Raw genomic sequence first — 13,440 nt, forward strand, 5'->3', positions numbered from 1 at the left:
CAGCTCGCGGGCCAGGATCGTGGTCGTGGGGTGGTTGCCCTTGAACGTCTTGTGCGGGACCAGTTCCTCCGCCACACCCTCCGCGCGCACCTCGTCCGGCGTCTTGCCGAACGCCAACGCCTGGGTCTGCGCGAAGAAGTTGGCCATCAGCAGGTCGTGCTGCGCCTTCAGACCCTCGCTCAACTCGGCGACCGGGTTGACGAAGCCGATGAAGTCAGCCGGGATCAACTTCGTGCCCTGGTGGATGAGTTGGTAGTAGGCGTGCTGCCCGTTCGTGCCGGGCGTGCCCCACACCACCGGCCCGGTCTGCCACTCCACCGGATTCCCGTCCCGGTCCACCGACTTGCCGTTGGACTCCATGTCCAACTGCTGCAAGTAGGCGGTGAACTTGGAGAGATAGTGCGAGTACGGCAGGACCGCGTGCGACTGCGCGTCGAAGAAGTTGCCGTACCAGACGCCCAACAGGCCGAGCAGCAAAGGGGCGTTGGCTTCGGCGGGCGCGGTGCGGAAGTGCTCGTCGACGAGGTGGAAACCGTCGAGCAGCTCGCGGAAGCGGTCCGGGCCGATGGCGATCATCAGCGACAGCCCGATCGCCGAGTCGAACGAGTAGCGTCCGCCGACCCAGTCCCAGAACTCGAACATGTTGTCCGTGTCGATGCCGAAGTCCGACACCTTCCCGGCGTTCGTCGACAGCGCCACGAAATGCTTCGCCACGGCCTTGTCGTCACCGCCGAGCCCCTCAAGGAGCCATGTCCGGGCGGACGTCGCGTTGGTGATCGTCTCGATCGTCGTGAACGTCTTCGACGCGACGATGAACAGCGTCTCCGCCGGGTCGAGGTCACGGGTCGCCTCGTGCAGGTCGGCGCCGTCCACGTTCGACACGAAGCGGACCGTCAACTCGCGGTCGGTGAAGGCGCGGAGAGCCTCGTACGCCATCGCCGGACCGAGGTCGGAGCCGCCGATGCCGATGTTGACGACATTGCGGATCCGGCGACCGGTGTGGCCGGTCCATTCGCCGGAGCGGACCCGCTCGGCGAAGTTCGCCATCTTGTCGAGCACCGCGTGCACGGCCGGCACCACGTTCTCGCCGTCGACCTCGATCACCGCGTCACGCGGGGCGCGCAGCGCGGTGTGCAGGACCGCGCGGTCCTCGGTGACGTTGATCTTCTCGCCGCGGAACATCGCGTCCCGGAGGCCGAACACACCGGTGGCGGTGGCGAGTTCCTGGAGGAGGGCGAGGGTCTCGTCCGTGATCAGGTGCTTGGAGTAGTCGATGCGCAGATCGCCGACGGTGATCACGTACCGCTCCGCGCGCCCCGGGTCCGCCGCGAACAACTCACGCAGCCGCGGGTGCAGTTGACCCGCGCGGTGGTCCTCCAGAGCGGCCCACTCGGGCCGCCGCACCAGCTTGGGGGAGTCAGACATGAGAGGGGGTCTCCTTGGTGCCCTCGGCACGCAGGGCGATGGCGTACATCTCGTCGGCGTCGAGGCGCCGCAGCTCCTCGGCGATCAGTTCGGAGGTCGTGCGGACCTTCAGCGCGAGGGTGCGGGAGGGCTGCCCGGGCAGGGACAGCGTGGCCAGCGGGCCCTCGGGGCGGTCGATGACGACCTCGCCGGCGCCGGTGCCCAGCCGGACGGCCGTGATGACCGGCCCGTCGGTGACCACGCGGTCGATCTTCACCTTGAGGCGGGCCTCCAGCCAGCGGGCCAGCAGCTCGGCGGCCGGGTTGTCGGCCTCGCTCTCCACGGCACCCGAGGTGATCTTCGACTTGGCCTGGTCGAGGGCCGCCGCCAGCATCGAGCGCCACGGGGTCAGCCGGGTCCACGCGAGGTCGGTGTCGCCGGGCGCGTAGGCATGGGCACGGGCGTCCAGCGCTTCGAGCGGGTTCGTCGCCGCGTACAGGTCGGTGATCCTGCGCTGCGCGAGGGCGCCCAGCGGGTCCTTCGCCGGGATCGCGGGCGCGTCCCCCGGCCACCACACGACGACCGGCGCGTCCGGTAGCAGCAGCGGCAGCACCACGGAGTCGGCGTGGTCGCTCACCTCGCCGTAGGTCCGCAGCACGACCGTCTCGCCGGTGCCGGCGTCGGCGCCCACCCGGACCTCGGCGTCGAGGTGCGAGTTGGTGCGGTCGCGCGGGGTGCGGGCGTGCCGCTTGATGACGACCAGGGTGCGCGAGGGGTGCTCGTGCGAGGCCTCCTCCGCCGCCTTGATCGAGTCGTAGGCGTTCTCCTCGTCCGTGACGATGACCATCGTCAGGACCATGCCCACGGCAGGGGTGCCGATGTCGCGGCGACCCTGCACGAGCGCCTTGTTGATCTTGCTTGCCGTGGTGTCGCTCAGGTCGATCTTCATGGCCTGCGCCAGCTCCGTCCGTCTCGTGCGAGCATCTCGTCCGCCTCCTCGGGACCCCAACTGCCCGAGGAGTACTGCGCGGGCCTGCCGTTCTGTGCCCAGTACTCCTCGATCGGGTCGAGGATCTTCCAGGACTCTTCCACTTCCTGGTGGCGCGGGAACAGGTTGGCGTCGCCGAGCAGCACATCCAGGATGAGCCGCTCGTACGCCTCCGGGCTCGACTCCGTGAACGACTCGCCGTAGGCGAAGTCCATGGACACGTCCCGGATCTCCATCGAGGTGCCCGGCACCTTCGAACCGAACCGGACCGTCATGCCCTCGTCGGGCTGGACACGGATGACGATCGCGTTCTGGCCCAGCTCCTCGGTGGCGGAGGAGTCGAAGGGGGAGTGCGGGGCCCGCTTGAAGACGACCGCGATCTCCGTGACCCGCCGTCCGAGCCGCTTGCCGGTGCGCAGATAGAAGGGGATGCCCGCCCAACGGCGGTTGTCCACCTCCAACTTGACGGCCGCGTAGGTGTCGGTCTTCGACTTGGGGTCGATGCCGTCTTCCTCCAGGTAGCCGACGACCTTCTCGCCGCCCTGCCAGCCCTCCGCGTACTGCCCGAACACCGTGTGCTCGCCCAACTCCTGCGGCAGCCGCACCGACTTGAGGACCTTGAGCTTCTCGGTGAGCAGCGCCTCCTCGTCGAAGGCGATCGGCTCCTCCATCGCGGTCAGCGCCATGAGCTGGAGCAGGTGGTTCTGGATGACGTCACGCGCCGAGCCGATGCCGTCGTAGTAGCCGGCACGCCCGCCGATGCCGATGTCCTCGGCCATCGTGATCTGGATGTGGTCGACGTAGGACCGGTTCCAGATGGGCTCGTACATCTGGTTGGCGAAGCGCAGCGCCAGGATGTTCTGGACGGTCTCCTTGCCCAGATAGTGGTCGATCCGGAACACCTGGTCCGGGTCGAACACCTCGTGCACGATCTTGTTCAGCTCCCGCGCGCTCTTCAGGTCGCGCCCGAACGGCTTCTCGATGACCGCCCGCCGCCAGGACCCCTCGGCGGCCGTCGCCAGCCCGTGCTTCTTCAGCTGCTTGACGACCTTCGGGAAGAACTTCGGCGGTACGGAGAGATAGAACGCGTAGTTGCCGCTGGTGCCGCGCGAGGTGTCCAACTCGTCGACGGCCGCCCGCAGTTGCTTGAACGCGGTGTCGTCGTCGAAGTCGCCCGGGATGAACCGCATGCCCTCGGCGAGCTGCTGCCAGACCTCCTCGCGGAACTCGGTCCGGGAGTGCTCGCGCACCGAGTCGTGCACGACCTGCGCGAAGTCCTGGTCCTCCCAGTCCCGCCGGGCGAACCCGACGAGCGAGAAGCCCGGCGGCAGCATGCCCCGGTTGGCCAGGTCGTAGACGGCCGGCATCAGCTTCTTGCGGGAGAGGTCACCGGTGACCCCGAAGATCACCAGTCCCGACGGGCCCGCGATACGCGGCAGTCGGCGGTCCCGCGCGTCCCGCAGCGGGTTGTCCCAGTCGGCGCCCAGGGCGTCCGCGATGTCTGTGATGTCCTCAACGCCGAGCGCCTGCGCGGCAGTTGCCGCTTCGGGAAGGTCCGCACTCATTCCCCGTCGACCCCCTTCCCGCTCAGCGACTTCGCGACGGCACCCAGCAGGTCCTGCCAGGCCACCTCGAACTTGGCGACGCCCTCGTCCTCCAACTGCTTGACGACGGTGTCGTACGAGATCCCCAGCCGCTCTACGGCGTCCAGGTCGGCGCGCGCCTGCGCGTAGCCACCGGTCACCGTGTCGCCGTGGATGTCGCCGTGGTCGGCGGTGGCGTTCAGCGTGGCCTCGGGCATGGTGTTGACCGTGCCGGGCGCGACCAGCTCGTCGACGTACAGGGTGTCCTTGTAGGACGGGTCCTTCACGCCGGTCGAGGCCCACAGGGGGCGCTGCTTGTTGGCCTTGGCGTCCGCGAGAACGGTCCAACGGTCACCGGCGAAGACCTCTTCGTAGGCCTCGTAGGCGAGCCGCGCGTTGGCGAGCGCCGCCTTGCCCTTGAGGGCGAGGGCCTCGTCCGTCGCGAGCGCGGTGAGGCGCTTGTCGATCTCGGAGTCGACGCGGGAGACGAAGAAGGACGCCACCGAGTGGATGGTCGCCAGGTCGATGCCCGCGGCCCGCGCCTTCTCCAGGCCGGCCAGGTAGGCGTCCATGACCTCGCGGTAGCGCTCCAGGGAGAAGATCAGCGTGACGTTGACGCTGATGCCCTCGCCGATGACCTCGGTGATGGCGGGGAGACCGGCCTTCGTCGCCGGGATCTTGATCATCACGTTGGGGCGGTCCACCAGCCAGGACAGCTGCTTGGCCTCGGCGATGGTCGCCGCCGTGTGGTGGGCGAGCCGCGGGTCGACCTCGATGGAGACCCGGCCGTCCTGCCCGCCGGTCGCCTCGTACACCGGGCGCAGGATGTCGGCGGCGGCGCGGACGTCGGCGGTGGTCATCATCCGTACGGCTTCCTCGACCGTCACCTTGCGCACGGCGAGGTCGGCGAGCTGCTCCTCGTAACCCTCTCCCGAGCCGATGGCGGCCTGGAAGATGGACGGGTTGGTGGTGACGCCGACGACGTTCTTGGTGTCGATGAGCTCGGCGAGGTTGCCGGACTCGATCCGCTTGCGCGACAGGTCGTCCAGCCAGATGGAGACGCCCTCGTCGGAGAGGCGCTTGAGTGTTCCCGCGGTGGCGGTCACTTCGGTCACTGTGATCATCTTCTTTCTGGCGATCGGATCAACCGCGCGCGGCGGCAAGGCCCGTAGTTGAATTGAATACAGCCCGGGCCGTCGCGGCGACGTTCTCGGCGGTGAAACCGAACTCGGCGAACAGGGTCTTGGCATCGGCGGAGGCGCCGAAGTGTTCGAGGGAGACGATGCGTCCAGCGTCACCCACGAACCGGTACCACGTGAGACCGATCCCGGCCTCGACCGCAACGCGGGCCTTCACGGACGGCGGAAGGACGCTGTCGCGGTACTCGCGCGACTGCTCCTCGAACCACTCCACGGACGGCATCGACACCACCCGGGTGCCCACGCCCTCCGCCTCCAGCTGCTCGCGCGCCTCGACGGCGAGGTGGACCTCGGAACCGGTCGCGATGAGTACGACATCCGGGGTCTCGCCGGAGGAGTCCTTCAGGACGTAACCGCCGCGCGCCGCATCGGAGTTGGGCGCGTACGTCGGCACACCCTGGCGGGTCAGCGCGAGACCGTGCGGGGCGGGCTTCGTGGCGTGCCGCTTGAGGATCTCGGCCCAGGCGATGGCGGTCTCGTTGGCGTCGGCGGGGCGGACGATGTTCAGGCCCGGGATGGCCCGCAGCGAGGCGAGGTGCTCGACCGGCTGGTGGGTGGGGCCGTCCTCGCCGAGACCGATCGAGTCGTGGGTCCAGACGTACGTCACCGGGAGCTGCATCAGCGCGGAGAGGCGGACGGCGTTGCGCATGTAGTCGGAGAACACCAGGAAGGTGCCGCCGTAGACACGGGTGTTGCCGTGCAGGGCGATGCCGTTCATCTCGGCCGCCATCGAGTGCTCGCGGATACCGAAGTGGATCGTACGGCCGTACGGGTTCGCCTCCGGCAGCGGGTTGCCCTTCGGGAGGAAGGACGAGGTCTTGTCGATGGTGGTGTTGTTCGAGCCGGCCAGGTCGGCGGAGCCGCCCCACAGCTCGGGCAGGACCGTTCCAAGCGCCTGGAGGGTCTTGCCGGACGCGGCCCGGGTGGCGACCGAGGAGCCCTCCTCGAACACCGGGAGGGCGTCCTCCCAGCCCTCGGGGAGCTGACCGGCGACGATCCGGTCGAAGAGCTTCGCGCGCTCGGGCTGTTCGCCGCGCCATGTGCCGAGCTGCTTGTCCCACGTGGAGTGCGCCTCGGCGCCCCGGTCCAGGGCCTTGCGGCTGTGCGCGAGAACCTCGTCCGCGACCTCGAAGGACTGCTCGGGGTCGAAGCCGAGGACGCGCTTGGTGGCGGCGATCTCGTCGGCGCCGAGCGCGGAGCCGTGGGAGGCCTCGGTGTTCTGCGCGTTCGGGGCGGGCCAGGCGATGATCGTGCGCATCGCGATGATCGAGGGGCGCGCGGTCTCGGCCTGCGCCGTCTTGAGCGCCGTGTACAGCGCGTGCGGGTCGATGTCGCCGTCGGCGGCGGGCTCGATGCGCTGGGTGTGCCAGCCGTAGGCCTCGTACCGCTTCAGCACGTCCTCGGAGAAGGCGGTCGCGGTGTCGCCCTCGATGGAGATGTGGTTGTCGTCGTAGACGAAGACCAGATTGCCGAGTTGCTGGTGGCCGGCGAGGGAGGAGGCCTCGGCGGAGATGCCCTCCTCCAGGTCGCCGTCGGAGACGATCGCCCAGATCGTGTGGTCGAAGGGCGACTCGCCCTCGGGGGCCTCGGGGTCGAAGAGGCCGCGCTCGTAGCGGGCGGCCATCGCCATGCCGACGGCGTTGGCGACACCCTGTCCGAGCGGTCCTGTCGTGGTCTCCACACCGGCCGTGTGCCCGTACTCGGGGTGACCAGGCGTCTTCGACCCGTGTGTCCGGAACGCCTTCAGGTCGTCGAGCTCCAGCTCGTACCCGGCGAGATAGAGCTGCGTGTACAGCGTCAGCGAGGTGTGGCCGGGGGAGAGGACGAAGCGGTCACGGCCGGTCCACTCGGGATCCGCGGGGTCGTGACGCATCACCTTCTGAAAGATCGTGTACGCGGCGGGAGCCAGGGCCATCGCCGTGCCCGGGTGCCCGTTGCCGACCTTCTGCACCGCGTCAGCGGCCAGAACACGGGCGGTGTCGACGGCGCGACGGTCGAGATCGGTCCACTCGAAGCTGTCAGGTGTGTGCGCGTTCATCTTCAAGAAGTCCTCGGTAGAGCGGCAGAACTGCTCGGACGCCTTCAAATCTAAAAGTCTGACTTTTACGAGGGAAGGTGTCGGTGTGCCAGCCTGTGGTGAAAGTGGGACACCGGAACCCGTACTGAGGCGGCACGAGAAGGACATGGCGGACAGAACCATCCAAGGCGTCGCGGGTGACGGCGACGTGATCAGAACGTTTCCCTTCCCTGTCGATCTGAGCGTCTGCGGCGTCGGCATGCAGGTCGGCCCGATGGGCACCGGGCGCACCTGGCACGCCGACGCGCCTCTGCACCGGGTCCACCGCATCGACTTCCATGTGGTGATGCTCTTCGACGAGGGCCCGGTCCGCCACATGATCGACTTCGCCGAGTACGAGCTGGGCGCGGGCGACGTGCTGTGGATCCGCCCCGGCCAGGTCCACCGCTTCTCGCGGATGGACGAGTACCGCGGCACGGTCCTGACCATGCAGCCCGGCTTCCTGCCCCGCGCCACGGTCGAGGCGACCGGCCTCTACCGCTACGACCTCCCGCCCCTCCTGCACCCCGACGAACCCCGCCTCGCCGCCCTCCGCTCCTCCCTCGGCCAGCTGCAACGCGAGTACGAGGACACGGAGACACTCCCGCTGAGCCTGCACACCTCGGTCCTACGGCACTCCCTGACGGCCTTCCTGCTCCGGCTCGCGCATCTCGCGGCCAGCTCGGCGGAGGCGGCCCGGCAGCAGGCCGACACGACGTTCACGCTCTTCCGCGACGCCGTCGAGCAGGGCTTCGCCACCAACCACAGCGTCAGCGCGTACGCCGACGCCCTGGGCTACTCCCGCCGCACCCTGGTCCGCGCGGTCCGCGCGGCGACCGGCGAGACCCCCAAGGGCTTCATCGACAAGCGCGTCGTCCTGGAGGCGAAACGGCTGTTGGCCCACACGGACCTGCCGATCGGCCGTGTGGGAGCGGCAGTCGGCTTCCCCGACGCGGCCAACTTCTCGAAGTTCTTCCAGCAGCACACGGATGTGACGCCGGCGGGGTTCCGGGCGGAGCTACGGTGACGCATGAGTGATGTCTGGGCCACGCTGTCGGAAGACCTCGCGCCCTCGGAACGCGTCGCCCAGGAGTGGTTGGCGGGTCTGGGGCAGAACCGGGGCGCCCCGGCGGAGGTGCTGGTCGGTCTCTTCGACGCCGGCGGAGACACGAGCTTTCTGTATCGCGCGGACATTCCGGCCGGTGTTCTGGACGCGGCCGTGGTCCATCCGTCGAAGTTCGTCTGGGGCCGGGCCGCGGAGAGCGGGAGGCTCTCGCGTGCTCAGTGGGACCGGCTGCTGGCCCATACTGCCGGGCTGCGCGTTCACGAGGGGCTGGTCGACATGGCGGAGGAGCAGGTCGGCGGCCGGCCGGCCGCACCGCGGATCGGCGTGGACCGCCCGCCGTCCCCCGACTCCCGACCGCCTGTCACACCGGCCGAGATCGCCGCCCTGGCCGACACCGTCCCCTACATTGCGGCGGACCACCGCAGCTACGCCCTGTGGTGGGTCGCGGCCCTCCACGACGACCCGGCCGCCATGAGGCAACTGGCCTCCTCCGCCAAGCTGTTGGTCCGTCGCAGCGTGGCCCGCGCCGTGCGCCTTCCCCCCGACGTCGTGGACCTGCTGGCCCACGACGAGGACCGTGTCGTACGGCTCTTCCTCACCGAGTCCTGCGACGACGCCCCCGCGGATGTGCTCGTGGACGTGTGGGCCTGGTGGTCCGGCAGCTTCTCGTTCCCCGGCCGTCCGCGCAACCACCCCAACTTCCCCCGGGACAACCTGCTGCGCTTCGCCGATGATCCACGGCCGCGCGTGCGGCTTCTCGCACTCGACGACCCCGCGTCGGGCGACGACCTCGTCGAGCGGTTCGGCCGCGATCCCGACAGCGAGGTGCGAGGGCGAGCGGCGGAAGATCCACGGCTGTCCCCCGACTCCGCGGTCAGGCTGGCCCGGGACACCGCCGAAGAGGTGTACCGCCCGGCCCGGCGCAACCCGGCCCTGCCCCCGGCGTACCTGATGTCGCTGCTCCTCGACGAACGCAGCGCCCGGGACGCCGCCCGGAATCCCGCCCTCCCCGTGTCCGTCATGCACCGCATGATCGCGTCGGCGGGCAAGGAGAAGGGGCCCCACGCGCCCGCGTGAAGCCCCTTGCCTCCGTGGGGAGTTGGGATCAGTGACCGAAGTCGAACCAGTTCACGTTCACGAAGTCCGCCGACTGCCCGCTGCTGAAGGTGAGGTAGACGTCATGGGTGCCGGTGACCGAGCTGATGTTGGCCGGCACCGTCTTCCATGACTGCCAGCCCCCGGTGTTGGCCAGCGAGAAGCTGCCGATCGGGGTCGCGGTCGGGCTGTCCAGGCGTACCTGCACCAGACCGCTGACCCCGCTCGCCGCACCGCTCGCGACCCGGCCGTAGAACTGGGTGGCCGCCGTGGAGCCGAAGGTGACGCCCTTGTAGAGAGCCCAGTCGCCGTTGGCTATCGAGCCGATGTCCTGGCCGCCGCCGGTGTCCGTGGTGGTCTCGGCGATCGTGCCGGACTGGCTGTCGTAGGACTCGGCCTGGATGGCGCTGTAGGCGTCCCGGCTGCCGCTCGGCGGGGTCGTGGTACCGCTCCCACTGCCCGTGGACTGGAGCACCTGGACGTAGTCCACCGTCATCGGGTGGTTCGGGTCGGTGGCGCTGGTGGGGCCGCCGCCGAACGCCGCCGGGAAGCCGCCGCCCATCGCCACGTTCAGGATGATGAAGAAACCGTGGTTGGTGGCGTTGGCCCAGGTGGTGGCGTCGACCTGACTGGCGTTCACCGTATGGAAGTTGACGCCGTCGAGGTAGAAGCGGATCTGCTCGGGGCTCGTCGACCTGTCCCACTCCATGGCGTACGTGTGGAACCCGGCCTGGCAAGTGGTGCCGGTACAGGCGGTGTTGCCGCCGATGCCGGTCGTCTCGTTGCAGGGGCCGCCCGGGTTGGTGCCGCAATGCACCGTCGCCCAGTCGGTGTTGAGCCCCTGGACGTTCTCCATGATGTCCAACTCGCCCACGCTGGGCCAGTTCTGGTAGTTGCCCCGGTAGGGCGCGCCCAGCATCCAGAACGCGGGCCAGTAGCCGAGCGCGGACGAGCCGGTGACGTTGGGGAGTTGGATCCGGGCCTCGACCCGCAGCTTTCCGCCGGCCGGCGGCTGGAAGTCGGTGCGGTTGGTCTCGATACGGCCCGAGGTCCAGTTGCCGGAAGCGTCCCGGCGCGGGGTGATCAGGAGGTTGCCGTTGCCGTCGAGCGCCACGTTGTTGCTGGAGGAGGTCATCGTCTCGACCTCGCCGGTGCCCCAGTTGGCGGCCCCGCCCGGGTACGAAGTTCCGGTGTCGTACTGCCAGTTGGTGGTGGAGACACCGGTGCCCGCGGTGCCGTTGAAGTCGTCCAGGAACACCTGCGTCCAGCCCGTGGGGGGCGTGGGCGCGGAGGCGTCCGCGGGCAGGGTGAAGGCCGTGGCGGTGGCGATCGCCAGGCCCAGGGTGCTGAGGGCGGCGATCAGGACGCGCCGGAGGGGACGGGGTCTGCGCTGCGTGCCGGAGGGTTCACTCATCGGTGCCTCTCGGATACGGAGGGGGATGCGAGTGCTGTGCCTGCCTGAGAGCGCTCTCACGCAGTGGGTGCGCGGTCAATGTGCTCTCAGCCACTCCGGGCGTCAAGAGGTGAAGTTGTGAAAGTCCTTTCGCTGGACGGGAGTTCAGGTGATGAAGGCGACGAATCCCGGTGAAAGAGGAGGTTTCCGAGCGGCCTCGTGGGGCGCCAGGGCCCCGCCGGTGGATCGGGTTCCAGGAGACGCGGTCGTCGGTGGCGGCCGGCACCGGGGGCGATGCGTCGAGCCCCGCGCGAGGTCGTTGGAACTGGGGGGAGTTGGTGAGCGGCGACGACGCCGCGGCTCCCCGTGCCCTTGATGCGGTGCGATCGCGAGGCGGCAGTCGAGGCGATGCGGGTGGGAAGCGGCGCTTGGGGCGGTGCGGGTGGGATGCGGCGCGCAAGCGTGTGCGCACCGCGCCGTGCCTCGGACCGGTGCCGTGCCTCGGACCGGTGCCGTGCCTCGGACCGGCGTCGCGCCTCGGACCGGCGTCGTGCCCGGGGGCGGCGGCCGGCCCCGTCGGACAGGTGTCGGCCTAGACCGCGCTGCCCGCCTTCCAGTTCGCCCAGGACAGGTTCCAGCCGTTGAGGCCGTTGTCCGCCGCCACGGTCTTCTCGCCGGAGTTCTTCACGATGACGACATCGCCGAGCATCGAGCTGTCGTAGAACTTGTAGCCCGCCACCGAGCTGTCGTTCGCGCCCTTGGCGTCGTGCAGGCCGACGCAGCCGTGGCTGGTGTTCTCGTTGCCGAACACCGAGGTCGACGCCCAGTAGTTGCCGTGCACGAAGGTGCCGGAGGTGGTGAGGCGCTGGGCGTGCGGGACGTCGGAGATGTCGTACTCGTCGCCGAGCCCGACCGTCGAGGACTCCATGCGGGTCTGCTTGAAGCGCTCGCTGATCACCATGATCCCGGACCAGGTGGTGTGCTGAGCGTTGCCGCCGCTGACCGGGTAGGTCGCGAGGGTCTTGCCGTCCCGCTTGACGACCATCTCCTTGCTGGACAGGTCGACCGTGCTGATCTGCTCGCGCCCGATGTGGAACGTGACGTCCTTGGACTGGATGCCGTAGATGCCGTCCTGGCCCTCGACGTCCTTCAGCCGCAGGCTGAGCGTGATCTTCGTGCCGGCCGCCCAGTACGTCTCGGGGCGGAAGTCGAGCCGGGTGTCGCTGAACCAGTGTCCGACGACTTCCACGGCGGGCTCGGCGGTGACCGTGATCGCCTTCTGGACGGCGGCCCGGTCCTTGACCGCGTGGGTGAAGTTGATCGACACGGGCATGCCGACGCCGGACGTGGAGTTCGCCTCGGGGGTGAAGTAGCCGACGAAGGTCTCGCCGGGCGACTTGGTGGTGAACGTCGCCGTCTTCGCGGCGGCGCCCTGCGCCTGCGCCGCGACCGTGTACTTCGTGCCCGAGTACGGGTTCTTCGAGGACGTCCACTTCGTCTTGGCGGCGTTGAAGGTCCCGGCCAGCGTGGAGCCGTCGTTGCCGGTCACCTTCACCGTGGCGAGCGTGCCGTCGGTCACGCTGACCTCGACGGGGGTGGTGAAGCCGGCCTTCTTGGTGCCGTCGGCGGGCAGGACCGTGACGGTCGGCACCTTCGCGGCCTTCGCGGACGCCGTAGCCGACGCACCACTCGAGGAGGACGTCTCGGCGGCGCCCGCCGAGCCGCTGCACCCGGTCAGGACGGCGGCCGGCACCACCCCGAGCACGGTGAGGACCCCACGACGGGACCACCTCTCCGACTTGTTCTCGGACCGGTTGGATATGTGCGACACGCCCACAGCACGCCTTCCTCCGCATGTCGCGCACACCCCCTGGCCGTACGCGACGAGATCACCAGTGCCGTTGCATCCTGCGCCACTTCCCTGGGGTGAGTCTTTGAATCCCAGGGCCCCAACCTGAGATTCCTCTGAAGAGAACCTGAAAGAAGGCCTGAAACCACGGTTGCCGGACGCTCCGCGCGTGTGAACAGAGTATGAACGCACCGACCGGTGCCCTGAGTTTCCGGTGAGATCCCCGTCCCGCCATGGCTTCCCCACCCGTCCGGTCGGAAGAGTGAGAAAGGAACTGAAGGCGGAGTTCCGCTTACGCGGCTCCGCGGCAGACCACCGCCGGAGGTATTCGTGACCGAAGTCCGCAAGCGGCCCACCGTGGCGATCGTCGGAGCGGGCGCGGCAGGAACCCTGACCGCCGTCCAGCTCTGCGAGAGTGCCACCCGCCGCCGGACCCCCCTCGACCTGGTGCTGGTCGACCCGGCTCCGGAAGCCGGCCGCGGCACCGCCTACGCCACCCCCGATCCACGCCACCGGCTCAACGTCCCGGCGGGCGGCATGAGTTGCTATCCCGACGACCCCGGCCACTTCACCCGCTGGCTCTGCCGCCACGGCGAACCCGCCGTCAGCGGGGCCGACTTCGCCACCCGCTACCGCTACGGCGCCTACCTCGCCGACACCCTCGCCCAGGCCGTCGTCCGCTCCCACGGCACGGTCTCCGTACGACGGCTGCGCACCCGCGCGGAGCGCTGTACCGGCACCCCCGAAGGCCCGGTGGAACTCCACCTCGCCGACGGGGGACTCCTCACCGCCGACAGCGCCGTCCTC

General features: G+C 69.4%; 10 protein-coding genes. 3 read left to right on the forward strand and 7 right to left on the reverse strand.

Annotation, left to right across the window (positions count from 1 at the left end):
• The 5 genes from pgi to tkt form a co-directional block, all read right to left on the reverse strand.
• Positions 1-1,425, reverse strand: a 1,425-nt coding sequence (gene pgi / locus JHN63_RS35760; protein ID WP_200688704.1) for a glucose-6-phosphate isomerase, incomplete at its 3' end; no start/stop codon positions are given.
• Positions 1,418-2,353 (reverse strand): glucose-6-phosphate dehydrogenase assembly protein OpcA, encoded by a 936-nt coding sequence (gene opcA / locus JHN63_RS35765; RefSeq protein ID WP_200688706.1) that lies wholly within the window; start codon positions 2,351-2,353, stop codon positions 1,418-1,420. The genes opcA and pgi, both read right to left, overlap by 8 nt.
• Positions 2,350-3,957, reverse strand: coding sequence for a glucose-6-phosphate dehydrogenase (gene zwf / locus JHN63_RS35770; RefSeq protein WP_234478210.1), 1,608 nt, complete (start codon positions 3,955-3,957; stop codon positions 2,350-2,352). Before zwf ends, opcA begins: the two co-directional genes overlap by 4 nt.
• Entirely contained in the window at positions 3,954-5,099 is a 1,146-nt protein-coding gene (tal, locus tag JHN63_RS35775; protein ID WP_200688708.1) for a transaldolase, read from the reverse strand. The genes zwf and tal overlap by 4 nt, the downstream gene beginning before the upstream one ends.
• 19 nt (positions 5,100-5,118) lie before the next feature.
• Positions 5,119-7,212: a transketolase gene (tkt, locus tag JHN63_RS35780; protein WP_200688709.1), complete on the reverse strand. Its 2,094-nt coding sequence runs from the start codon at positions 7,210-7,212 to the stop codon at positions 5,119-5,121.
• A gap of 145 nt (positions 7,213-7,357) precedes the next feature.
• Here tkt and JHN63_RS35785 point away from each other — a divergent pair, with 145 nt between their 5' ends.
• Positions 7,358-8,257, forward strand: a complete 900-nt coding sequence (locus tag JHN63_RS35785) for an AraC family transcriptional regulator (RefSeq protein WP_200688711.1) — start codon at positions 7,358-7,360, stop codon at positions 8,255-8,257.
• Positions 8,258-8,260: 3 nt separating this feature from the next.
• Positions 8,261-9,373, forward strand: a complete 1,113-nt coding sequence (locus tag JHN63_RS35790) for a hypothetical protein (RefSeq protein ID WP_200688713.1) — start codon at positions 8,261-8,263, stop codon at positions 9,371-9,373.
• Positions 9,374-9,401: 28 nt separating this feature from the next.
• Here the strand turns inward: JHN63_RS35790 and JHN63_RS35795 are convergent, their stop codons facing one another.
• Complete coding sequence (locus tag JHN63_RS35795) at positions 9,402-10,805, reverse strand: glycoside hydrolase family 16 protein (RefSeq protein ID WP_200688715.1); 1,404 nt, start codon at positions 10,803-10,805, stop codon at positions 9,402-9,404.
• Between the two features lie 571 nt (positions 10,806-11,376).
• Positions 11,377-12,621 carry an Ig-like domain-containing protein gene (locus JHN63_RS35800; protein WP_200688717.1) on the reverse strand — a complete coding sequence of 415 codons (1,245 nt, stop codon included), beginning with the start codon at positions 12,619-12,621 and terminating at the stop codon, positions 11,377-11,379.
• 342 nt (positions 12,622-12,963) lie between these two features.
• On the opposite strand from JHN63_RS35800, the gene JHN63_RS35805 reads away from it, so the two are divergent.
• Positions 12,964-13,440 (forward strand): FAD/NAD(P)-binding protein (locus JHN63_RS35805; protein WP_200688719.1); only part of this gene is annotated, 477 nt, incomplete at its 3' end.

It is taken from the genome of Streptomyces sp. MBT65 (genome assembly GCF_016612545.1).
Classification (GTDB): Bacteria; Actinomycetota; Actinomycetes; order Streptomycetales; family Streptomycetaceae; genus Streptomyces.

Coding starts and splice junctions, on each gene's coding strand:
- tal (WP_200688708.1), bottom strand. CDS start 5,099: ATGATCACAGTGACCGAAGTGACCGCCACCGCGGGAACACTCAAGCGC.
- JHN63_RS35785 (WP_200688711.1), top strand. CDS start 7,358: ATGGCGGACAGAACCATCCAAGGCGTCGCGGGTGACGGCGACGTGATC.
- JHN63_RS35790 (WP_200688713.1), top strand. CDS start 8,261: ATGAGTGATGTCTGGGCCACGCTGTCGGAAGACCTCGCGCCCTCGGAA.
- tkt (WP_200688709.1), bottom strand. CDS start 7,212: ATGAACGCGCACACACCTGACAGCTTCGAGTGGACCGATCTCGACCGT.
- JHN63_RS35795 (WP_200688715.1), bottom strand. CDS start 10,805: ATGAGTGAACCCTCCGGCACGCAGCGCAGACCCCGTCCCCTCCGGCGC.
- zwf (WP_234478210.1), bottom strand. CDS start 3,957: ATGAGTGCGGACCTTCCCGAAGCGGCAACTGCCGCGCAGGCGCTCGGC.
- opcA (WP_200688706.1), bottom strand. CDS start 2,353: ATGAAGATCGACCTGAGCGACACCACGGCAAGCAAGATCAACAAGGCG.